At 74.6% G+C, this 22,848-nt stretch carries 19 protein-coding genes; 14 read left to right on the top strand and 5 right to left on the bottom strand.

Features of this window, described 5'->3' with window-relative positions:
* From OHA72_RS37910 to OHA72_RS37855, 12 genes are all read left to right on the top strand, one after another.
* Entirely contained in the window at positions 1-1,395 is a 1,395-nt protein-coding gene (locus OHA72_RS37910; RefSeq protein WP_327000881.1) for a serine hydrolase domain-containing protein, read from the top strand.
* Positions 1,396-1,406: 11 nt separating this feature from the next.
* Positions 1,407-2,990 (top strand): ABC transporter substrate-binding protein, encoded by a 1,584-nt coding sequence (locus OHA72_RS37905; protein ID WP_327000880.1) that lies wholly within the window; start codon positions 1,407-1,409, stop codon positions 2,988-2,990.
* Between the two features lie 13 nt (positions 2,991-3,003).
* Positions 3,004-3,966: an ABC transporter permease gene (locus tag OHA72_RS37900; protein WP_327000879.1), complete on the top strand. Its 963-nt coding sequence runs from the start codon at positions 3,004-3,006 to the stop codon at positions 3,964-3,966.
* Between the two features lie 3 nt (positions 3,967-3,969).
* Complete coding sequence (locus OHA72_RS37895; RefSeq protein WP_327000878.1) at positions 3,970-5,832, top strand: dipeptide/oligopeptide/nickel ABC transporter permease/ATP-binding protein; 1,863 nt, start codon at positions 3,970-3,972, stop codon at positions 5,830-5,832.
* Positions 5,825-6,814: an ABC transporter ATP-binding protein gene (locus tag OHA72_RS37890; protein ID WP_327000877.1), complete on the top strand. Its 990-nt coding sequence runs from the start codon at positions 5,825-5,827 to the stop codon at positions 6,812-6,814. The genes OHA72_RS37895 and OHA72_RS37890 overlap by 8 nt, the downstream gene beginning before the upstream one ends.
* Positions 6,815-7,145: 331 nt before the next feature.
* A complete protein-coding gene (locus OHA72_RS37885; protein WP_327000876.1) occupies positions 7,146-10,163 on the top strand; it encodes a serine hydrolase in 3,018 nt (1,005 codons plus the stop codon).
* On the top strand, positions 10,153-11,298 hold the full coding sequence (locus tag OHA72_RS37880) for a M20 family metallopeptidase (protein WP_327000875.1): 1,146 nt from the start codon (positions 10,153-10,155) through the stop codon (positions 11,296-11,298). Before OHA72_RS37885 ends, OHA72_RS37880 begins: the two co-directional genes overlap by 11 nt.
* Positions 11,295-12,170: a GNAT family N-acetyltransferase gene (locus OHA72_RS37875; RefSeq protein WP_327000874.1), complete on the top strand. Its 876-nt coding sequence runs from the start codon at positions 11,295-11,297 to the stop codon at positions 12,168-12,170. Before OHA72_RS37880 ends, OHA72_RS37875 begins: the two co-directional genes overlap by 4 nt.
* Positions 12,167-13,273 carry an o-succinylbenzoate synthase gene (gene menC, locus OHA72_RS37870; RefSeq protein WP_327000873.1) on the top strand — a complete coding sequence of 369 codons (1,107 nt, stop codon included), beginning with the start codon at positions 12,167-12,169 and terminating at the stop codon, positions 13,271-13,273. The genes OHA72_RS37875 and menC overlap by 4 nt, the downstream gene beginning before the upstream one ends.
* A 10-nt stretch (positions 13,274-13,283) precedes the next feature.
* The gene (locus OHA72_RS37865) at positions 13,284-14,849 is read left to right on the top strand and encodes a PucR family transcriptional regulator (RefSeq protein ID WP_327000872.1); all 1,566 of its coding nucleotides are present in this window, start codon (positions 13,284-13,286) and stop codon (positions 14,847-14,849) included.
* On the top strand, positions 14,753-14,956 hold the full coding sequence (locus tag OHA72_RS37860) for a helix-turn-helix domain-containing protein (RefSeq protein ID WP_327011743.1): 204 nt from the start codon (positions 14,753-14,755) through the stop codon (positions 14,954-14,956). Before OHA72_RS37865 ends, OHA72_RS37860 begins: the two co-directional genes overlap by 97 nt.
* Positions 14,953-16,407 (top strand): amidohydrolase family protein, encoded by a 1,455-nt coding sequence (locus tag OHA72_RS37855; RefSeq protein WP_327000871.1) that lies wholly within the window; start codon positions 14,953-14,955, stop codon positions 16,405-16,407. Before OHA72_RS37860 ends, OHA72_RS37855 begins: the two co-directional genes overlap by 4 nt.
* 7 nt (positions 16,408-16,414) lie before the next feature.
* Here OHA72_RS37855 and OHA72_RS37850 read toward each other — a convergent pair whose 3' ends face one another.
* From OHA72_RS37850 to OHA72_RS37835, 4 genes are read right to left on the bottom strand one after another with little or no spacing between them, the layout of a single operon-like run.
* The gene (locus tag OHA72_RS37850; protein WP_327000870.1) at positions 16,415-16,933 is read right to left on the bottom strand and encodes a hypothetical protein; all 519 of its coding nucleotides are present in this window, start codon (positions 16,931-16,933) and stop codon (positions 16,415-16,417) included.
* Positions 16,934-16,973: 40 nt separating this feature from the next.
* Complete coding sequence (locus OHA72_RS37845) at positions 16,974-18,173, bottom strand: ABC transporter permease (protein WP_327000869.1); 1,200 nt, start codon at positions 18,171-18,173, stop codon at positions 16,974-16,976.
* Positions 18,170-18,877, bottom strand: a complete 708-nt coding sequence (locus OHA72_RS37840; RefSeq protein WP_442788762.1) for an ABC transporter ATP-binding protein — start codon at positions 18,875-18,877, stop codon at positions 18,170-18,172. Before OHA72_RS37840 ends, OHA72_RS37845 begins: the two co-directional genes overlap by 4 nt.
* A gap of 8 nt (positions 18,878-18,885) precedes the next feature.
* Positions 18,886-20,037 carry an efflux RND transporter periplasmic adaptor subunit gene (locus tag OHA72_RS37835; protein WP_327000867.1) on the bottom strand — a complete coding sequence of 384 codons (1,152 nt, stop codon included), beginning with the start codon at positions 20,035-20,037 and terminating at the stop codon, positions 18,886-18,888.
* 98 nt (positions 20,038-20,135) lie between these two features.
* Between OHA72_RS37835 and OHA72_RS37830 the strand changes: the two genes are divergently transcribed.
* Both OHA72_RS37830 and OHA72_RS37825 read left to right on the top strand, forming a co-directional pair.
* Complete coding sequence (locus OHA72_RS37830; RefSeq protein ID WP_327000866.1) at positions 20,136-20,804, top strand: response regulator transcription factor; 669 nt, start codon at positions 20,136-20,138, stop codon at positions 20,802-20,804.
* Positions 20,801-22,525 carry a sensor histidine kinase gene (locus OHA72_RS37825; RefSeq protein ID WP_327000865.1) on the top strand — a complete coding sequence of 575 codons (1,725 nt, stop codon included), beginning with the start codon at positions 20,801-20,803 and terminating at the stop codon, positions 22,523-22,525. Before OHA72_RS37830 ends, OHA72_RS37825 begins: the two co-directional genes overlap by 4 nt.
* Here the strand turns inward: OHA72_RS37825 and OHA72_RS37820 are convergent.
* The gene (locus OHA72_RS37820; protein WP_327000864.1) at positions 22,509-22,706 is read right to left on the bottom strand and encodes a hypothetical protein; all 198 of its coding nucleotides are present in this window, start codon (positions 22,704-22,706) and stop codon (positions 22,509-22,511) included. The genes OHA72_RS37825 and OHA72_RS37820 overlap by 17 nt on opposite strands.
* Positions 22,707-22,848: the final 142 nt, after the last annotated feature.

Below are 22,848 nucleotides of genomic sequence, written 5' to 3'. Positions count from 1 at the left end.
ATGTCGGAACTGGATGACATCCATCACTGGCTGCGCGAGCAATTGCCCGCGCTGCTCCTGGAGTACAAGGTGCCCGCCGCTGCGGTGGCGATCTCGGTCGGCGGTGACGTCATCGACGTCGCGGCCGGCGTACTGAGCCGGGCGACCGGGGTGGAGGCCACCGCCGACTCGGTGTTCCAGGTCGGCTCCATCACCAAGGTGTGGACGAGCACGCTGGTGATGCAGCTGGCCGACGAGGGCAGACTCGACCTCGACGCACCCGTGCGGCGCTACGTGCCGCAGTTCTGCGTCGCCGACGAGGACGCGTCCGCCGCGATCACGGTGCGGCAGCTCATGAGCCACACGGCCGGGTTCGAAGGCGACATCTTCACCGACACCGGCAAGGGCGACGACTGCGTCGAGAAGTACGTCGCGTCGATCGCCGGCACGTCGCAGCTGTTCGCGCCCGGCGCCATGTTCTCGTACAACAACGCCGGGTACTGCGTGCTCGGCCGGGTGGTGGAGGTGCTGCGCGGCAAGCCGTTCGACGCCTGCGTCCGGGAGCACCTGTTCACCCCGCTCGGGCTCACCCACGCCGCCAACGGCGCCGACGAGGCGATCCTGTTCCGGGCCGCGGTCGGGCACGTCCAGCCGGCGCCGGATGCCGACCCCGTGCCGGCGCCGGTCTGGGCACTCGCCCGGTCCAACGCGCCGGCCGGCTCGATGCTCACGATGCGGGCACGTGACCTGCTCGCGTTCGGCCAGATGCACCTCGACGGCGGGAAGGCCGCCGACGGCACACGGGTGCTGAGCGCGGACAGCGCCGCGGCGATGCAACGGCCCCAGGTGACCCTGCCCGCGCTCGGCCTGATGGGCGACGCATGGGGGCTCGGCTGGGAGCTGTTCGACTGGCCCGGCGGCCCGGTCATCGGGCACGACGGCAACACGATCGGCCAGGCCGCGATGCTGCGGCTGGTGCCGGGACGCAACGTCGCGGTCGCGCTGCTCACCAACGGCGGCAACCCGTTCGGCCTGTACACGTCGATCTTCCCCCGGCTACTGCGGGACCTGGCCGGCGTGCAGCTGCCGGCGCTGCCCGTGCCACCAGCCGAGCCGGAGACCGTCGACGTCGAGCGGTACCTCGGCACGTACGCGTGCGACGTGGCCGAACAGGTCGTGGAGCGCGACGGCGACGGCCGGCTCTGGGTCGAGCAGCGGCCCAAGGGGCTCATGGCCGAGCTCGGCGGCCAGGTCGAGCGCACCGAACTGGTCCGCCTGTCCGACGACCGGTTCGTCCCGCTCAAGGCAACGCACGGCGTCCACCTGCCGCACGTCTTCCTCGGCGACGACGGGACCGGCCACGCCCTCTACATCCACAGCGGCCGCGCGATCCGCCGCGTCCCGCCAACTGCGTAGCGGAGGCATCCATGAGATCTGTCAGGACCACTGCAACGGTCGGTGGTCTCGCGCTGCTCCTCGGCGCCTGCGGTGGCAATGCGGCGACCGGCGAGCAGACGTTCGCCGACGGCAAGACGTTCACGATGGTGCTCGGCGCGGACCCGGGCACGCTCGACCCCCACCTCACCACGCTGTCGGTCGCGTACCTGGTCGACCGGTTCATGTACGACTCGCTGATCAACGTCGACCCGAACGGCAACGAGATGGCCGGGCTGGCGCAGACCTGGCAGGGCACCACGACGTCCGCGACGTACACCCTCCGCAAGGACGTCAAGTGCGCCGACGGCAGCCCGCTCACCGCGAGCGTGGTCGCCGACAACATCAACTTCGTCGGCGACCCGAAGAACGCCTCGTCGAGGATCGGGGTGTTCGTGCCGCCGGGCGCGACCGCGAAGGGCGACGACGCGGCCGGCACCGTCACGGTAACCTCCGCGGCGCCGGCGTCGTTCCTCGCGCGCACCGTCGGCGGGCTGCCGATCGTGTGCGGCAAGGGCATGAAGGACCGCAACCTGCTCAAGCAGGGCGGCGACGGCACCGGCATGTTCACGCTGACCGAGGCGGTCGCCAACGACCACTACACGTTCACCCGCCGCAAGGACTACGCCTGGGGCCCCGGCGACTTCAAGGCCGACCAGCGCGGCCTGCCCGACACGGTGACCCTGAAGGTCGTCACGAACGAGTCGACGGCGGCCAACCTGCTGATGTCCAAGCAGGTGAACGTCGCACAGGTGATCGGGCCCGACCGGCAGCGGCTGCAGGCGGCCGGCCTCACCCAGCGGCAGGTCGAGGCGGCGCTCGGCGAGCTGTGGTTCAACCACAAGGCCGGGCTGCCCGGCGCCGACGAGAGCGTCCGCAAGGCGCTGACCCAGGCGCTCGACCTCGCCGAGCTGGGCAAGGTCGTCAGCAGCGGCAGCGGCAAGGCACCCAGCGGGCTCGTCGCGCCCAGCCTCGGGCCGTGCAAGCAGAACACCGTCGAGGGCAACCTGCCCGCGCACAACCTGGACGCGGCGAAGGCCGCTCTCGAGGCCGCGGGCTGGACGGCCGGCACCGGCGGGGTCCGCGCGAAGGGCGGCCAGAAGCTGGCCATCACCATCGCGTACCCGACCAGCCTGGGCGCCGGTGTGCAGGCCGGCGCCGAGCTGACGCAGCAGGTCTGGAAGAGCGCCGGCGCGGAGGTCACCATGAAGTCCGTGACCGACGCCGAGGTCGGCACCGCCATCGTCGGCGGGCAGCTCGCCTGGGACGTGGCGTTCCTGCCGCTCAACATCACCCTGCCCAGCCAGCTCGTGCCGTACCTGTCGGGGCCGTCCGCGCCGGACGGCGTCAACTTCTCCGGCATCGACAACGCCGCGTACACCAAGGCGGTCACGGACGCCTCGGCGATCGCCGGCACCGCCGGGTGCGAGCAGTGGGCGGCTGCGGAGAAGGCGCTCTTCCAGCACGTCGACATGGTGCCGTTCGTCAACTCGACGGTGCCGACGTTCGGCCAGGGCGTCCAGTTCGAGCTCGCGGAGGGCACGCTCGTCCCGCAGTCCATCCGGATGCTGGTGTAAGGGGGTGACCGGCGTGCGGGCACTGGCGGACAACGCGTGGGTACGGTTCACCGCGCGCCGGTTACGTCGTCTGCTGTTCTCGGTCTGGGTGCTGCTGACGGCCGCGTTCGCAATGATCCACCTGATCCCCGGCGACCCGGTGCGGGCGGCGCTCGGCGTCACCGCGTCGCCCGAGCTGGTCGCGGCGCGCCGGGAGCAGCTCGGGCTGGACGACCCGCTGTGGCGGCAGTACCTGGACTACCTGGCCGACCTGTTCACCGGGAGGTTCGGCATCTCGACCGCCTCGGGGCTGCCGGTCTCGCAGGTCATCGCGGACCGGTACCCGGCGACGCTGGAGCTGGCGGTGTACGCGTTCATCGTCGCCGTCGCGCTCTCGGTGCCGATCGGCCTGACCATGGCCGTGCTGACCCGGGCCGGCCGCCGGCGGCAGTTGGAGCTCGGCTTCACCTCGGCCAGCGTGCTCTTCGGCGCGGTGCCGGAGTTCCTGATCGGCGCCGGCCTGGTCTACGTGTTCGGGGTGCGCCTCGGCCTGGTGCCGATCGCCGGCCGGGGCGGCCCCGGCTCCTACGTGCTGCCGGTCCTCGCCCTGGCCATCGGCCCGGCCGCGGTGCTCGCCCGGATCATGCGGGTGGAGACCCTGGCGGTGCTGGACACCGACTACATCCGCACCGCCCGCGCCAAGCGGCTGCCGGACCGGCGGCTCTACCTGCGCCACGCGCTGCCCAACTCGCTGACCGCCACGCTCACGCTCGCCGGGCTGCTGCTCGGCGGTCTGGTCGCGGCGACCGTCCTGGTGGAGAACGTGTTCGCCTGGCCGGGGCTGGGCAGCACCATCGTCCAGTCGATCCTGTCGAAGGACTACCCGGTGGTGCAGGCCATCGTGCTCATCTACGGCCTGGGCGTGCTGCTGGTCAACCTCGTCGTCGACGTGGGCCTGGCCCTGCTCGACCCGCGCTCAACGATCCGGGAGGGCTGAGACGTGCCGAACCGGCTGCGGACCCCGCTCGGCATCAGCGCCGTCGCGCTCCTTGCCGTGCTGCTGGTCACCGCCGTCCTGGCGCCCGTGCTGTGGGGTGACCGGGCCGGCGCCGTGGACACCGCGAACATCCTGCAGGGCCCGTCGGAGCGGCACTGGGCCGGGACCGACGGACTGGGCCGGGACATCTTCTTCCGGGTCCTCGTCGCCACCCGCCTGTCGGTGATCCTGGCGTTGCTGGCGACCGGCCTCGGCGTCGTCACGGGGCTGCTCCTCGGCGCCGCGCCGCAGCTGATCGGCGCGCGCCTGGGCCGGCTCGTCACCGCCGGGGTGAACATCGCCGTCGCGTTCCCCGGGCTGCTGCTCGCGCTCAGCTTCGCGGTGATCTTCGGGGTGGGCGCCAAGGGCGCGGTCCTGGCGATCGGTTTCGCCGTCGCACCCGCATTCGCCCGGCTGACCAGTACCCTGGTCGCCTCCGTCGCGGAACGGGACTACGTCGCCGCCTCCCGGATCGCCGGGGCCGGCCGGTTCCGGGTCCTGGTCCGGCACATCCTGCCGAACATCGGCGAGCCCCTCGTCGTCAACGCGACCGTCGCGGCCGGCGGCTCCCTGCTCGCCTTCGCCGGCCTGTCATACCTCGGCCTCGGCGTGCAGGCGCCCGACTACGACTGGGGCCGGCTGCTCGGCGAGGGCCTCAACAGCCTCTACGTGCATCCCCTCGCCGCCCTCGTGCCGGGCGTCGCGGTCGTCCTGGCGGGACTGGCGTTCAACCTCACCGGCGAGGCGATCGCCCGGCAGATCGGGCAGAGCACCCCGCTGTTCACCGCCGTGCGCCGCCGAGCACCCCTGCCGGAGCCCACACCGTCGTCCACTGTGGACAAAGACACGGTGCTGGCCGTTGAAGGGCTCCGGGTCACGTTCGGCGCGCTGACACCGGTGCGCGGGCTGAGCTTCACGATGCGCCGCGGCGAGGCGGTCGGCGTGGTCGGCGAGTCCGGCTCCGGCAAGAGCCTGACCGCCCTCGCGATCGCCCAGCTGATCGAGGCGCCCGGCGAGGTGCACGCCGACCGGCTCGAGTTCGCCGGCGAGGACCTGCGGCACGGACCGGACCGCGCCCAGCGGCGCCTGCTGGGCACCTCCTTCGCGATGGTGTTCCAGGACCCGATGTCGTCGTTCAACCCGACCCAGCGGGTCGGCCGGCAGCTCGCCGAGCCCGCCGTGCAGCACCAGGGCCTGCGCCGCCGCGAGGCGTTCGCGCGGGCGGTGGACCGGCTGCGCGCCGTCCGGCTGCCCGCCGCCGAACGGCGGTCGCACCAGTTCCCGCACGAGTTCTCCGGTGGCATGCGGCAGCGGGCGATGATCGGCATGGGCCTGATGGGCACGCCGGCACTGATCGTCGCCGACGAGCCGACCACCGCGCTGGACGTGACCGTGCAGCGGCAGGTGCTGGCGCTGCTGCAGGACATCCGCGCCGCCGACGCCATCGCGCTGCTGCTGATCAGCCACGACATCACCGTCGTCGGGCAGGTCTGCGAGCGGGTGCTGGTCATGTACGCCGGACGCATCGTCGAGGACGTGGCGGCCGAGGGGCTGCCCGACGGGGCGCGGCACCCGTACACCCGGGCGTTGCTGGCCGCGGTGCCGCACCTGGGCACCGACCGCGACCTGCCGCTCACCGTCATCCCGGGCCGGCCGGTCGAGCCCGGCGAGGTGCCGGCCGGATGCGCGTTCGCGCCGCGCTGCGCGTACGCCGACGACCTCTGCCGCCAGGAGGACCCGCCCCTGGAAGCGAACGCCGCCGGCGGACGGGTCGCCTGCTGGCACGCCGACCTTGAACCCGCGAGGGTGGGTGAGCGCCATGAATGAGCTGAGCTTCCGCGACGTCTCGGTCCGCTTCGGCGGCCGGAGGCGCGGCATCACCGCCGTCGACCGGGTCGACCTCACCGTCCCCGCCGGCAGCGTCGTGGGTCTGGTCGGCGAGTCCGGCTCCGGCAAGTCGACCCTGGCCCGCGCCGCGGTCGGGCTGGCCCCGCTCGCCGGCGGGGACATCCTGCTCGACGGGCGGGCGCTGCCGCGCACACCCGGCACCGCCGACGGGCGCCGCGTGCAGATGGTGTTCCAGGACCCGTACTCCTCGCTCGACCCGCGAATGAGCATCGGCGCCTCGATCGCCGAGGCGATCCCGCGCGGCGCGAACCCGGCGGCCCGCCGGGCCGAGGTGCTCCGGCTGCTCGAACTCGTCGAGCTTGCGCCGGAACGGGCCGGCCAGTACCCGGTCCAGCTGTCCGGCGGGCAGCGGCAGCGGGTCGCGCTCGCCCGCGCCCTCGCCGCCCGCCCCGACGTGATCATCGCCGACGAGATCACCTCGGCGCTGGACGTGTCGATCCAGGGCACCGTGCTCAACCTGGTGCGGGACCTGCAGCGGCGGCTGGGCCTGTCGATGCTGTTCATCTCGCACAACCTGGCGGTCGTCCGGTACGTCAGCGACGTCCTCGCCGTCATGTACCTGGGCCGGATCGTCGAGTGCGGCCCGGTCGACGACGTCCTCGCCGACCCGCAGCATCCCTACACCCGGCAGCTGCTGGCCTCGGCGCCGCAGCCCGGCGCCACCCGTCAGGCGATCACCGGCAAGGAGGCCGTGCTGGACGCCGCGGAGCCCGCGGACCCGCACCACCCGCCGACCGGCTGCCACTTCCACCCCCGCTGCCCGGTCGGCCCGCTCGTCCTGAACCGGGACGTCTGCCGTGACACCGCACCGGACGGCGCCGCACACCGGCACCGGGCCGCCTGCCACTTCGCCGCACCCGCCCCGAATCCCAACAGGCTTCCCATGAGGAGTACGCCGTGACCAGACGCCAGCGCATCGACGACCTGCTCACCCTCGCGACGCCGGAGCAGCCGGCGATCGCGCCGGACGGCACCCGCGTCGTCTACGTGCTCCGTACCGTGGACGCCGACGCCGACCGCACCCTGCACAACCTCTGGTGGGTCGGCACCCGCTCCGGCGAGCCGGAGCAGCTGACCCGGGGCGGTGCCGACTCGGCGCCGTCGTGGTCGCCGGACGGCACGCGGATCGCGTTCCTGCGCGCCGGTGACGGCGGGGCGCAGCTCTGGCTGCTGCCGGCCGGCGGCGGGAGCCCGAGCAGCTCACCACGCTGCCGCTGGGCGCCGGGCGGCCGGTGTGGAGCCCGGACGGCACCGCCGTCGCGTTCGCCGCGCCGGTCGACCTGCACGCCGCCGACGGCGAGGACGACGCGGCGCGCACGAAGCGCGGCGCGGCGCCGATCGTCGCGGACCGGCTGGACTACTTCGCCGACGGCGCCGGCTACCTGCGCACCATCCGCAGCCACGTGCACGTCGTGGACCCGGCCACCAAGGTCTGCCGCCGGTTCACCGACGGGGACTGGCACGCGGGCGAGCCGGCGTGGTCGCCGGACGGGACACAACTGGCGTACACGGCGGCCACCGCACCGGACGCGGACCGCACCATGCACACCCCGGTCTACGTGCGCTCCGCCACCGACCCGGCCGCGCCGCCCCGGCTCGCCGGTCTCGCCGACGGCACCGCCGGCCCGGTCGTCTGGACCGCCGGCGGCGACGCGCTGCTGGTCGTCGGGTTCCCCGGGCGGCCGACCGGGCACGCGCACCTGCTGCGCGTGCCGCTGGACGGCGGCCCTGTCTCCAGCCTGTCCGCCGCGCTGGACCGCAACGTGATGCCGGGCGGGCCGGGCTACCCGGGCGCCCTGCCGGTGACCGTCGACAATGGACGGTCGGTGCTGTTCTGCGTCCGCGACCGCGGCGACACCCACCTCTACACCGTCCCGGTCGACGGCGGTGCCCCGCGGCCGGTGCTGACCGGCGCCGGGCGGTCCGTCGCCGGGATGTCCGTCGCCGGGGACACCGCGGTCGTGCTGCTGCTCACCCCGGACTCGCTGGGCGAGGTCGTCACGGTCGAGCTGTCCACCGGCGACACCGCCGCACGGACCGCGCACGGCGGCGGGTTCGACCTGTACCCGCGCGAGGAGCGCGAGTTCACCGTGTCCGACGGCACCGTGGTGCACGGCTGGCTGATCCGCGACCCGGCGGCGGCCGGGCCCGGCCCGCTGCTGCTGGACGTGCACGGCGGGCCGCACAACGCGTGGAACGCCGCCGCCGACGACATCCATCTCTACCACCAGGAACTCGTCGCGCGGGGCTGGACGGTGCTGCTGCTCAACCCGCGCGGCAGCGACGGCTACGGCGAGGCGTTCTACACCGCCGCGCTCGGCGCGTGGGGCGTCGCCGACGCCAAGGACCTCCTGGAGCCGCTCGACGCGCTGGTCGCCGAAGGGCTGGCCGACCCGGACCGGCTCGCCGTGGCCGGTTACAGCTACGGCGGCTACATGACCTGCTACCTGACCGGGATCGACCACCGGTTCGCCGCAGCGGTCGCCGGCGGCGTGGTCAGCGACCTGACCAGCGAGGCGGGCACCGCCGACGCCGGGCACTTCCTCGGCACGTTCGAGTTCGGCGACCGGCCCGACGGCGAGGACTACGCGGCGATGTCGCCGATCACCCGGGTCGGCCAGGTCCGCACGCCCACCCTGATCCTGCACGGCGCCGCCGATGTGCGGTGCCCGGTCGGGCAGGCGCAGCAGTGGCACACCGCGCTGCGCGAGCGGGACGTGCCGACCCGGCTGGTGCTCTACCCGGACGCCTCACACCTGTTCATCCTGCAGGGCAGGCCGTCGCACCGGATCGACTTCAACCGCCGCGTCGTGGACTGGGTCGAGCAGTACGCCGCCGGCCGCGGCGGACCGCGGCGCGCGGCGCTGGACGCGGCGCACTGGCAGCGCCGGTTGACCGCGCTCGCCGAGCGGCACAAGGTGCCGGGCGCGACGCTCGGCATCCTGCGGCTGCGCCCGGGCGGCGACGACGAACTGGTCGAGGCCGCGCACGGCGTGCTCAACACGGACACCGGCGTCGCCACCACCACCGACTCGGTGTTCCAGATCGGCTCGATCTCGAAGGTGTGGACCGCGACCGTGGTCCTGCAACTGGTCGACGAGGGCCTGCTCGACCTGGACGCGCCGGTCATCGACGTGCTGCCCGAGTTCCGCCTCGCCGACCCGGAGGTCACCAAGCAGGTCACCATGCGCCACCTGCTCACCCACACCAGCGGCATCGACGGCGACGTGTTCACCGACACCGGTCGCGGCGACGACTGCCTCGAGCGGTACGTGGCGCTGCTCGCCGAGCAGACCCAGAACCACCCGCTCGGCGTCACCTGGTCCTACTGCAACGCCGGCTTCTCCCTCGCCGGCCGGGTCATCGAGAAGCTGACCGGTGGCACCTGGGACGCCGCGCTGCGGGCCCGGCTGTTCGGCCCGCTCGGGCTGCGCCGCACCGGCACGCTGCCGGAGGAGGCGCTCGCCCACCGCGCCGCGATCGGCCACGTCGGCGAGGACCCCGACGAGCTCAAGGTTGCGCCGGCGTGGGGGCTGCCGCGGTCGCTCGGGCCGGCCGGCCTGATCAACGCCACCGCCGCCGACGTGCTCGCGTTCGCCCGCCTGCACCTCAGCGGCGGTCTCGCCGCGGACGGCAGCCGGGTGCTGAGCGAGGCGAGCGCCGCCGCCATGGCCGCGCAGCACGCCGAGCTGCCCGACCGGTACTCCCTCGGCGACTCCTGGGGGCTGGGCTGGATCCGGTTCGGCTGGGACGGGCACCGGCTCATCGGGCACGACGGCAACACCATCGGCCAGTCGGCGTTCCTGCGCCTGCTGCCCGAGCAGGGCCTCGCCGTCACCCTGCTCACCAACGGCGGCCACGGCCGCGACCTCTACGACGAGCTGTACCGGGAGATCTTCGCCGAGGCGGCCGGCCTCGCGATGCCCCACCCGATCGCGCCGCCCGCCGAACCGGTCCAGGTCGCCTTCCAGCGGTACCTGGGCACGTACGAGCGCGCCAGCGTGCGCATCGACGTGCTGGACCGCGACGGCGGCCCGCTCATGCGGACCACCATCACCGGGCCGATCGCCGAGCTGATCCCGGACCCGGTGACCGAGTATCCGATGGTGCCGGTCGAGGAGCACCTGTTCCTGGTCAAGGAGCCGTCGGCGCAGAACTGGGCGCCGGTGACGTTCTACACGCTGCCGACCGGCGAGCCGTACCTGCACTTCGGGGTGCGGGCGACACCGAAGGTCCACGATGGACGGTAGGTCGCTGGTGCGGGACATGCGGGCGGCGCTGCCCTCGCTGCTCGCCGAGATCGAGACCCTGGTGCGGGCCGAGTCGCCGTCCGCCGACCTCGCCGCCGTCGCGCGCAGCGCCGACGTGGTGGCGGGCATCGGCGCCCGGCGCCTCGGCGCCGCCCCGGACCGCATCGTCCTGGCCGGACACACCCACCTGCGCTGGCGGCTCGGCGACGGGCCGGACCGGGTCCTGCTGCTCGGCCACCACGACACGGTGTGGCCGGTCGGCACGCTCGCCACGCACCCGTGGACCACGGCCGGTGGGCGGCTGCGCGGCCCGGGCTGCTTCGACATGAAGGCCGGGGTGGTGATGGCGCTGCACGCGGCCGCCGCCGCGGCCGGGCAGGGCGCCGCGGTGACCGTGCTCATCACCGGCGACGAGGAGATCGGCTCGCCGAGCTCCCGGTCGCTCATCGAGCAGGAGGCGGCCGGCGCCCGCGCCGCCCTGGTCCTGGAGCCGTCGGCGGGCGACGGGGCGCTCAAGACCGCCCGCAAGGGCGCCGGGTTCTACCGGGTACGGGTCACCGGCCGGGCCGCCCACGCCGGACTGGAGCCGCAGCGCGGCGTCAACGCCGCCGTGGAACTGGCCCACCAGGTCCTCGCGGTGCACCAGCTCGGCGACCCGGACCTCGGCACCACGGTCACGCCGACCGCCGTGTCCGCCGGCACCACCACCAACACCGTGCCGGCGGCCGCGGAGTTCGCCGTGGACGTCCGCGTCCGCGACGAGGCCGAGCAGGACCGGGTCGCCGCCGCCCTCGCCGGGCTGCGGCCGGTGCTCGACGGCGCCCGGCTCGTCGTCGAGGGCGGCGGCAACCGCCCGCCGCTGACCACCGCCGCGTCCTCCGGGCTGTACGCGCGGGCCGCCGCGCTCGCCGACCGGCTCGGGCTGCCACCGCTGAGCGGGGCGGCCGTGGGCGGGGCGTCCGACGGCAACTTCACCGCCGGCGTGGGCACCCCGACCCTCGACGGGCTCGGCGCGGTCGGCGGCGGCGCGCACGCCGATGACGAGCACGTGCTGATCGACGCGCTGCCCGACCGGGCCGCCCTCGTCACGGCGCTGGTCCTGGACGTGCTGAGCGGTGCGGGGAGCAGGCGATGACGGGCGTGGACACGGCCACCGGCGCGCACGACAGGCAGGCGCGTGCCGCCGCGGACGCCGCCGGGGTGACCGTCCGCGAGATCACGGACGACGAGGACTTCCAGGCGATGCACCGGCTGTTCGACGGGATCTGGCGGCCCGACCCGGGCAACCAGCCGGTCAGCGCCGTGCTGCTGCGGGCGTTCAGCAAGTCGGACAACTACGTCGCCGGCGCCTACGACGGCACCGAGCTCGTCGGCGCGTGCGTCGCGTTCTTCGGGCCGCCGGCGCAGGCCACCATGCACAGCCACGTCGCCGGCGTCGTGCAGGGCGGCGGCCGCCGGGCGGTCGGCTTCGCGCTCAAGACGCACCAGCGCAGCTGGGCCCTGCACCGCGGGCTGAGGACCATCTCGTGGACGTACGACCCGCTGGTCAGCCGCAACGCCTACTTCAACCTGACGAAGCTGGCCGCGACCCCGGCGGAGTACCTGACCAACTTCTACGGCGGCATGAACGACGGGCTCAACGGCGCCGACGAGACTGACCGGCTGCTGGTCAGCTGGGACCTCGCCGCCCCGGCCGTGGACGCCGCGTGCGCCGGCCGGCCCGCCGTCCGCACCGCCGCGCAGGAACTGGCCGGCGGTGCCGTCATCGGGCTGGGCCGCGCCGCGGACGGCAGCCCCGCGGCAGGCGATCTGGACGGGCACACCGTCCTGGTGGCCGCTCCACCCGACATCGAGACGCTGCGGCGCGGTGATCCGGCCGCCGCGCACACCTGGCGGATCGCGGTCCGCGAGACGCTCGGCACGCTCATGGCCCGCGGCCGGCGGGTGGCCGGCTTCGACCGGGCCGGCTGGTACATCGTCACCGACGCGAAGGACGGAAACCCATGAAACTCACCGGGGTCGAGCTGCGACGCGTCCGGATGCCGCTGGTGGCGCCGTTTCGCACCTCGTTCGGCACCAGCACCGAGCGCGACCTGCTGCTGCTGCGCGCGGTCACGCCCGACGGGGACGGCTGGGGCGAGTGCGTGGCGATGGCCGACCCGCTGTACTCCTCGGAGTACGTCGAGGCCGCCACCGACGTGCTCACCCGCTTCCTCATCCCCGCGCTCGGCGCGGCGCCACGCCTCGACGCCAACGCGGTCGGGCCGGCGCTCGCCCCGTTCAAGGGACACCGGATGGCGAAGGCCGCGCTGGAGATGGCGGTCCTGGACGCCGAGCTGCGCGCCGCCGGGCGGCCGCTGGCGCGGGAGCTCGGCGCGGTCCGCGACCGGGTGCCGTGCGGCGTCTCCGTCGGCATCATGGACTCGATCGGCGAGCTGCTCGACGCGGTCGCCGGCTATGTCGAGGCCGGGTACGTGCGGATCAAGCTGAAGATCGAACCCGGCTGGGACGTCGAACCCGTCCGGGCGGTCCGCGAACGGTTCGGCGACGCGCTGCTGCTGCAGGTCGACGCCAACACCGCCTACACCCTCGCCGACGCCCGGCACCTCGGCCGGCTCGACCCGTTCGACCTGCTGCTGATCGAGCAGCCCCTCGACGAGGAGGACCTGCTCGGCCACGCCGCCCTCGCCAAGCTCATCCGCACCCCGGTCTGCCTCGACGAGTCGATCACCTCGGCCCGGACCGCCGCCGCGGCGATCGCCCTCGGCGCCTGTGAGATCGTCAACGTGAAGCCCGGCCGGGTCGGCGGCTACCTGGAGGCGCGCCGCATCCACGACGTCTGCGTGGCGCACGGCGTGCCGGTCTGGTGCGGCGGCATGCTGGAGACGGGCATCGGGCGGGCCGCGAACGTGGCGCTGGCCGCGCTGCCCGGGTTCACCCTGCCCGGCGACACGTCGGCCTCGGACCGCTACTACCGCACCGACGTCACCGCGCCGTTCGTGCTCCAGGACGGCCACCTGGCCGTGCCGGGCGCGCCCGGTCTCGGCGTCGAGCCGCTGCCCGACGTGCTCGCGCAGATCACGACCGAAACGACCTGGGTGCGGATCTAAAATTTCTGTCGTGCGACCACAGGCCAGCCTCGGACGCGTCCTGGACGACCTCGGCGCCACCCTCCTCGAACTGGTCCACGGCGACCCTGATCACGACCCGCGGCACGCCGCCGCGATCGGCGGGGTCGTCATCCACGACCCCCTCGACGAGCCGGTGCTCCCCCAGCACGCGCTGGTCCTCGGCGTCGGCGTCGGCGACGCGGCGCAGACCGCCCGGCTGCTGCGTGCGCTCGGCCGGCAGGAGGCCGTCGGCCTGGTCGTGCGGGCGCCGGCGCCGACCGGCCCCGACCTGGCGGCCGCCGCGGCGGAGTCCGGGGTGGCGCTGCTCGGGCTGACCCGGGGCGCCTCGTGGGCGCAGCTGGCCGCGCTGCTGCGGTCGCTGCTCGCCGAGGGCGACGTCGGCGACGCCGGGCCACAGACCCTCGGCGGTGTCCCCGCCGGTGACCTGTTCGCGCTGGCCAACGCGATCGCGGCGCTGCTGGACGCGCCGGTCACCATCGAGGACCGCAGCTCACGGGTCCTCGCCTACTCCGGCCGGCAGGACGAGGCCGACCGGTCCCGCATCGAGACCATCCTCGGCCGGCAGGTGCCCGAACGGTACGCCCGCCACCTCACCGACCGTGGGGTCTTCCGCGACCTGTACCGCAGCGACCAGCCGGTGTACGTCGAACCCGGCGGCGACGACTTCCTGGTGCCCCGCGTCGCGGTCGCCGTCCGCGCCGGCGACGAGGTCCTCGGCTCGATCTGGGCGGCCGTGCGGCGGCCGCCCAACCTGGACCGGATGCAGGCGCTGCGGGACGCCGCCCGGGTCGTCGCGCTGCACATGCTGCGCATCCGGGCCGGCGCCGACGTCGAGCGGCGGCTGCGCACCGACCTGCTCAGCACCGCCCTGGAAGGCGGGCCGGGTGCCCTCGACGCGCTGACCCGCCTCGGGCTCGCCGACCGGCCGGTGGCCGTGCTCGGCCTCGCCCTGCTGGTCCCCGACAGCGCCGAGGACGCCGAGGGTTCGGCGAGCGTCGACGCGGGCCTCGCCACCGAGCGGCAGCGGCTGGCCGACGCGCTCGCCATGCACCTCGGCGCGGTGCACCCGAGGTCGGCGGCGGCCCTCATCGGCGACGTCGTGTACGGGCTCGTCCCGGTCACCCGCGGGCGCGCCGACGGGGAGCAGCGCGCCGCACGCATCGCCACCGACTTCCTCGACCGGGTCGGCGAGCGCACCCCGCCGTCGCCGGCATCGGCCCGGTCGCGCAGGACGTGGCCGGGCCTGCCGCGGCGCGGGCCGGGGCCGACCGGGCGCTGCGGGTCCTGCGCACCGGCAGCGGCGCCGGACGCCGGGTCGCCCGGCTGGCCGACGTGCACGTGGAGGCGCTGCTGCTGGATCTGGCCGACGTGGTGTCGGCGCGCGGCGACCGGCCCAGCGGCGCGGTCGCGAGCCTGCTCGACTACGACGCCCGGCACAACACGAACCTCGTCGACACGCTGCGGGCGTGGCTGGACGCGTTCGGTGACACGGTCGCCGCCGCGGCCGCGATGTACGTCCACCCGAACACGTTCCGGTACCGGCTGCGCCGCGTGACCGAGGTCGGCCCGCTCGACCTGCACGACCCCGACGCCCGTTTCGCCGCGATGCTGGAGCTGCGCCTCGCGGCCCGGGCGACCTCCGACAGGACAGGACCTCCATGACCGAGATGGTGCTTCGCGGTGGCCGCGTCATCGACCCCGGCACGGGCACGGACGCCGTGCGCGACCTGCTCGTGCGCGACGGCTCGATCGTCGACCGGGTGGGCGGGGACGCCGCCGTCCTGGACGCGACCGGGCTGATCGTCGGGCCCGGCTTCGTCGACGTCCACAGCCACGTCAACACCATCGCCGGTCAGCGCCTGCAGGCCTTCGACGGCGTGACCACGGCCCTCGACCTCGAGGTCGGCCTCATGCCGGTGGCCGCCGCGCTCGCGCGGGCCGCGGCCGAGGGGCGGCCCCTGAACTACGGGTTCTCCGCGTCGTGGACGGCGGCCCGCGGCCTGGTCCTCGCCGGCATCGAGCCGGCCCCGGACCTGGGATCCGTCCTCGCGCTGCTGGGCGATCAGCGGTGGCAGGCGTCGTCGACGGCCGCGCAGCGCAGCCGGTGGCTGCACCTGCTCAGCGGGGAACTCGCCGACGGGGCACTCGGCATCGGCGTGCCGATCGGATACGCCCCGCGGGCCGCGCCCAGCGAGTTCCTGCCCGTCGCCCGGCTCGCCGGCGCCGCCGACGTGCCGCTGTTCGCGCACGTGCGCAACCTCGTCGAGGCCGACCCCGACGTGACCGTCGACGGCGCGGCCGAGCTGACGACCGCCGCCGCCGAGACGGGCGCCGCGATGCACTACTGCCACGTCAACAGCACCTCCGGCCGGCACCTGGAACGCGCGCTGCGCACCATCGACGCGGCGATCGCGGAAGGCTCACGGGTCACCCACGAGGCCTATCCCTACGGCACCGGGAGCACGGCCGTCGGCGCCGCGTTCCTCGCCCCCGAGCGGCTGCACGTCTGGGGGCTCGAACCCCGCAGCATCGTGCTCCTGCGCTCCGGGGAACGCATCGCCGACGCCGCGCGGCTGCGCGAGGTCCGGGCCGCCACTCCCGGCGCGCTGTGCCTCATCGAGATCCTCGACGAGGCGAACCCCGCGGACCGCGCCCTGCTCGAAGCCACGTTCACCCACCCGGGCACCATCGTCGCCAGTGACGCCCTGCCGGTGACGTTCGACGACGGCACCACCGACTCGCGGCAGTGGCCGCTGCCGGCCGGCGGGGCGACCCATCCCCGCACCGCCGGCACGTTCACCAAGGCGCTGCGGCGGTTCGTGCGGGAGACCGGGATCTGGGACTGGCCGGAGGCCTTCCGGCGCTGCTCGTTCCTGCCCGCACGGCTGCTGGACACGCACGCGCCGGCCGCGCGGCGCAAAGGGCACCTCGGCGTCGGCGCCGACGCGGACATCGTCGTGCTGGACCCGGACCAGGTCACGGACCGGGCGACGGTGCTCGCCCCGACGGCACCGGCGCACGGCGTGCGGCACCTGCTGGTCAACGGCGAGCCCGTCATCCGGGACGGTGAGCTGCTCCCCGACGCCTACCCGGGTCGGGCGTTGCGCCCATGAAGGGCACTCAGGCTCCGAAGACCTTGCGCTGGCACTCGTCGACGTGGACCTGCTGCTCCTGCGACGGCAGGCTGTTGAACGCGAGGAAGCCGTTGTCCTCCCAGGCGTCGATGCCGGCGGCGCGGATGCAGGTCACCCAGTCGCGCAGCTTGTCGCCGTAGGCCGGGTCGAGGCGCTTGGACCGCTGCCACGGCGTCTCCGGTTCGAGGTTCGCGCAGGCCGCGAACGCCGCCTTCGCCGCCTCGTCCGGATTGTCGGAGCGCTGCTTGAAGTCCTTCTCCGGCACGCCGTGCTCGTCCAGGCAGCGTTTCCACGTCGCCCACAGCCGGTCCTCCTCCTCGTCCGTCATGTCGGAACGGACGATCGGCCGGTCGTTGGCGGCGGCGGCCTCCGACGGCGACGAGGGCCGGGCGGTGCCGCTGGCGACCGTCGCCACCTGAGGCGCGGTGGCGTCGGGCTTGCCGGAGCAGGCGGTGAGCGGGGCGAACGCGAGGAGCAGGAGCAGCACGGGGGTGGACTTTCGCATGGGTTCAGCTTTCCGGATCATTGTCGGGAACCTGTGGAGGTCACGCGGCGCTGAGCGCGGCGGTCGGGGTGAGGCGGGCGGCCCGCACCGACGGGTAGACGCCGGCGAGCATCCCGACGACGACCGCCCCGACGACCCCGCCGGCCAGGGCCTCGGGCGGGATGACGACGGGCCAGCCGTGCCAGAGGGCGTACGCGGCGGTGCCGAGCGCGCCGAGGACGGCCCCGGCGGCCCCGCCGAGGGCGGACAGGGCGACGGCCTCGGTCAGGAACTGCCCCCGGATCTGCCGGCGGGTCGCGCCGAGGGCCCGCCGCAGCCCGATCTCGGCGCGGCGCTCCATCACCGACACGACCATCGTGTTGGCGATGCCGACGCCGCCGACGAGCAGTGCGACCAGGGCCAGGCCGACGAACAGCGCAGAGAACGTCGCCTCGGCGGCGCGTTTCGCGGCGAGGGCGTCCGACGGGCGGCTCACCACGACCCCGGAGGGGTGCTGCGGGTCGACGGTCGCGGGCAGGACGGCCCGGACGGCCTCGACCGCGGCCTCCAGCGCGCGCACGTACAGGACGGTCGGGTGACCGTCGAAGCCGAGCTCGGCCGCGGCGGTGTCCCAGCCGACGAGGACCGACCGGTCGATCTCCGGGGTGAGCGGGGTGCGGGCGAGGATGCCCACGACGGTGAACCACCGGTCCGCGACGACGACCTGCGGCGGCCGGCCACCCGCGGGCAGCGCCGGGATCCCGAGCCTGGCGGCGGCCACCGACCCGAGGACCACCGTCGGGAACCCTTCGTTGACGAACTGCCCGGCGTCGAGGCGGGCGTCGAGGACCTCGAGGAGGCCGGGGCGCCCGGCGAGGACGGTCAGGCCCAGATTGTCGCGGGGGTCGGTGAGGTCGTTGCGGCGCACCGTCGTGTGGGTGTTCGCGACCACGCCGACCGCGGTCACCGGGCCGATCCGGCGGACCATCGCGGCCGACTCCTTCGGCAGCCGCGGCGGCTCGTCCGGCTGGGCGGCGTTCCTGGGGGCGGGGACGACCTGCAGCATGTTCGTGCCGAGGGCGGCGAGCTCGGCGGTGAGGGCCTGCTGGCTGGAGGCGGGGATGCCGGTGACGACGACGGTCGTGGCGATGCCGAGGGCGACGCCGAGCGCGGACAGCGCCGCCCGGATGCGGCGGATGCGCAGGCCGAGCAGCCCGAGGGCGAGGATGTCCCGCGGGCCGAGCCGGACCGGGGCCGTCACCGGGCACCCGCCGTGGGTACCGCGGACGTGTCGGCAACCACGCGGCCGTCGCGGATCTCGACGCGGCGGGGCAGGCGGGCGGCGACGTCGCGGTCGTGGGTGATGACGGCGATGGTGGTGCCGTCGGCGTGCAGCCGCAGCAGCAGGTCCAGGACCGCCTCGCCGGTGGCCGAGTCGAGGGCTCCGGTCGGTTCGTCGGCGAGGACGACCGCCGGGCCGTTGACGAGGGCGCGGGCGATCGCGACCCGCTGCCGCTCGCCGCCGGACAGCTGGTGCGGCCGGTGACCGGTGCGGTGGGCGAGCCCGACCCGGCCGAGGGCGTCCACGGCGCGGGAATGGCGGTACCGGCGCGGCACCCCGGCATAGAGCAGGCCGGTCGCGACGTTCTCGGCCGCGGTGAGACCGTCGGTGAGGTGGCTGCGCTGGAACACGAAGCCGAGCGACCGGGCCCGCAGCGCCGAGAGCCTCCGGTCGCCGAGGGTCGCGACGTCGTGGCCTTCGATCAGGACCGCACCGGACGTCGGGCGGTCGAGGGTACCCATGATGTTCAGCAGCGTGGACTTGCCGGACCCGGACGGGCCGACGATCGCGAGGAGCTCCCCCGCGGCGACGTCGAGGCTGACCCGGTCGAGGGCGACGACCCCGCCCGGGTACCGCATGCTCGCCTCGCGGACGCGGAGGACGGCGTGGGCGGTGCCGGTCATGGGGCCGGTCATGAGGACGTCACCACCGTCGCGCCCGCGGTCAGCCCGGCACCGGTGACCTCGACCATGCCCTTGGCGAACAGGCCGGTCGTGACCGGCAGGAGGCGTCCGTCGGGGAACTGCAGCGCGTACCCGCCCTCGCTGAGCGCGACGAGCGCCCCGACGGGCACGGCCAGAACACCGGTGCGGGTCTGCCCGGCCACCTCCACGCGCACGTCGGCGGCGTCGAGCCGGTCCACGGCGGCGGGGTCGTCGAGAGTGACGGTGACGACGAGGCGGGCCTGCTGGTCCCCGTCGGCGGCGACGGCCGACCGGCCGACCGTGGCGACCTTGCCGGGCACCGCCGTGCCGTCCGGCAGCCGCACCGTCACCGCGTCCCCGGCGGTCATCCCGCCGGCGTCGCTGAGGCCGGCCTGGGCGGTGACGACCTTCGCCGTCGGCGTCACCGACAGCAGCGGCCCGGTCGCCGCGTCGCCCGCCTGCCCGGTGACGGCGTCGACCCGCACCGCCGCGGGCAGCACGACGACGTCGCCGACGTCCAGGCGGCCGTCGGCGGGCATGCCCCGATCGCGTTGCCATGCTTTGACCGCGGCGATGAGCGCGGTGGTGAGCACGCCGTCACCGTCGCGGACCGTGACGCGCACCGGCGGCCCGGACGCGGGCGTGCCGGCTCCCTGGCTCGCCGTGGCGGCTGTGCGGACGCCGCTCTGCGTGACGACCGTGCCGGCCTTCGGCTGGCTGCCGATGGTGTACCCGAGCGCCTTGAGGTTCTCCGCGACCACGGCCACGTCCCGCCCGACCGTGTTGGGCTCGTGCAGGGGGCGGTACATGGGGACGCCGCCGAGGAACAGCACCACCGGCTCGTCGTCGACCCGAAGCAGCACGTCGCCGCGGCCGATCGGCGTCCCGGCGGCGGGCAGCCACGTGACGACCCCGGCGCCGGCGCCCTTGACCGGCTGGGCGGCGCCGAACCCGAGCTGCCCGCGCAGGGTGTGGCTCGCCGACAGGTCGGTCCGCACCACCTCGACGGTCTTCACCGCGACGTCGTCGTCACCGGGCGCGACGGCGGCGCGGGCGTGCCACGCCCACGCACCCGCCGTGACGGCCAGCGCACCGGCCGCGACGGCGAGCGCCCAGCGCCTCTGCAGAGTCCATGCCATGACGGCCAGCCTGACCGTCGAATGTCGGGAACCCGTCGGGCCGCGCTGCCGGACTTCGGACCCTTTTGCCTGGTCGCGGGGCGTCTATAGTCGGCGGCGTGACCGCGCACGTACTGGTGGCCGAGGACGACCCGCACCACGCGGAGATCCTGCGCCGCTACCTGGAAGCCGAGGGGCACCGGGCGTCCGTCGTCCACGACGGGCGGGCCGCGCTGGAGCACGTCCGCCGGGAACGGCCCGACCTGCTGCTGCTCGACGTGATGATGCCGCGCCTGGACGGCCTGGACGTGTGCCGGATCGTGCGGCGGGAGTCGGCGCTGCCGGTGCTGATGCTGACCGCCCGGTCCGGCGAGGACGACCTGCTGCTCGGGCTGGACCTCGGCGCCGACGACTACGTGACGAAGCCGTACAGCCCTCGGGAGCTGATGGCCCGCGTCCGTACCCTGTTGCGCCGCACCGGGCAGGAGACGCTGCTGCGCTTCGGTCTGGTCCTCGTCGACCCGCAACGGCACACCGTGACCGTCGCCGGCGAACCCGTCGACTGCACCCCGGCGGAGTTCGCGATCCTCGTCGCGGTGGCCCGCCACCCCGGCCGCGTCTTCTCCCGGGCACAGCTGCTCGAACACGCCGGCGGCCACGACCGCGAGTCGACCGACCGGGCCGTGGACACCCACGTCATGAACCTCCGCCGCAAGATCGAGCCGAACCCCCGCCGCCCGTCGCACCTGCTGACGGTGTACGGGGTCGGCTACAAGCTGATCGCATGAGGGTCCCGGCGCACCGCAGTCTCGTCGTGCGGCTCCTCGCGACCTCGACCGTCATCGTCATCTGCGCCATCGCCGCGACGGCGTGGCTGACGGTCCGCATCACCACGCGGGACGTCGTGCAGGAACCCGGCCGTACCCTGTCCGCCGACACCGACGTCTACAACGCGTTCATCGCGCACGCCGCCACCCACCCCACGTGGGACGGTGCCGCGGACACCGTGCGGCGGCTGGCGTCGCTCACCGGCCGGCGGATCGCCCTCACCACCGAGGACCGGCAGGTCATCGCCGACTCCTCCCCCGGCGTGCCGCTGCAGCACGTGCGGCCGTCCGCGCTCGTCGACCCGCTGCACCTCGACGCCGCGCTCGCCCGCAACAGCGCGGGGCGCATCGATCCGCGGGTCGTCGGCCCGTACCACATCACCGACGACGAGCGCGAATACCTGCGCCGCATCGCCGGGTCCGAGGTGCAGTGCTTCCGCGACGCACGGGTCGCGGCGGAGGTCATCGACACACCGAGCGGCAGGCCGACGGTCCGCCTGCTCAGCGCCGACGACTCCACCGGCTGCCGCCCGTCGAAGCTGGAGCTTCCGGTGGAGTCGGAGAAGGTACCCCTCGCGCAGCTCGGCCGGCAGGTCACCGAGTGCGCGGGCATGCCGGTCTCGGTGACGCCGACGTTCGCGCTGCGCTTCACCGGCCCGGCCGAGACCCCGCTGCGCTGCCTCGAGGACAGCCGCCGCGACCAGCTGCGCCCCTACGTCGCCCCGCCGGCGCTGCTGTTCATCACCGGCCCGCCGCGGCTCGCCGACCCGCCGACGGTCAGCCTGTCCGGGGCGAACACGACCCAGGTCGTCGCGATGACCCTGGTCGTGCTGGCTGTGGCGTTCACCGCGACGGTCCTGGCCGGGCGGCGCCTCGTGCGGCCGCTGCGGCTGCTCACCGCCGCCGCCAGCTCCCCCGCCGACCAGCACGGCCGCGTCGACGTCGGCAGCCGCGACGAGATCGGCCACCTCGCCGCCGCGTTCAACGACCTCGCCGAGCGCCGCTCGCAGCTGGAACGGCAGCGCAAGGCCATGGTCAACGACGTCGCGCACGAGCTGCGGACCCCGCTGACGAACATCCGCACCTGGCTGGAGGCCGTCCGCGACGGGGTCACCGCCCCCGACCCGGCCGTGCTGGACCTGCTCGTGGAGGAGTCGGTGCTGCTCCAGCACATCATCGACGACCTGCGTGACCTCGCCGCCGCCGACGCCGGGAACCTGCGCGTCCACCCTGAGCCGGCCTACGTCGAGGACATCCTCACCCAGGTCGTCGACGCCCACCGCGGCGCCGCCGACGCCGGCGGGGTCACGTGCGTCCTCGACACCGCCGGCGACCCGGTCGTGCGGCTCGACCCGGTCCGCCTGCGGCAGGTCGTCGGGAACCTCCTCACCAACGCCATCCGGCACACCCCGCGCGGCGGGACGGTGACAGTGCGGTCGCGCCTCACCGCCGACGCCCTGATCGTCGACGTCACCGACGACGGCGCCGGGATCGCAGCGGCCGACCTGCCACGCGTCTTCGACCGGTTCTGGCGCGCGGACGGCTCCCGCAGCCGCACGACCGGCGGGAGCGGACTGGGACTGCCGATCGCCCGCCAGCTCGCCCGCGCCCACGGCGGCGACGTCACCGCCACCAGCACCCCCGGCAAGGGCTCGACGTTCACCGTCAGCCTGCCGCGGTGAGCTCGATGATGGTGCCGATGTTGTCGGTGATGAACGCGATGCGCTGAGCGATCTCCGGGATCCGCATGGGCCCGCCGATGAGGCCACCGCTGCCGCCGCGCTCGTACCTCCGCTGTTCGTCGCGGCCTGTGTCGGCGCCGACACAGGCGTCGCCGGACCGGTTGCGCCCCGCCGGCGACATGTCCGAATTGGCAGAACGAGTAACTACATGCGATCTGTGAATCGCAGATTGTGACATCGATGGTTGTCGGGCATTCGAGGGGGTAGTGGGCACCCGGCGGTCGTCGGCCGGCGGCCGCCGTCACGGCGATCCGGGGGTGCGG

The organism is Dactylosporangium sp. NBC_01737 (genome assembly GCF_035963215.1).
Classification (GTDB): Bacteria; Actinomycetota; Actinomycetes; order Mycobacteriales; family Micromonosporaceae; genus Dactylosporangium.
Note: the sequence above shows the minus strand (reverse complement) of the source record. Positions and strands in the feature narration are given on the sequence as shown.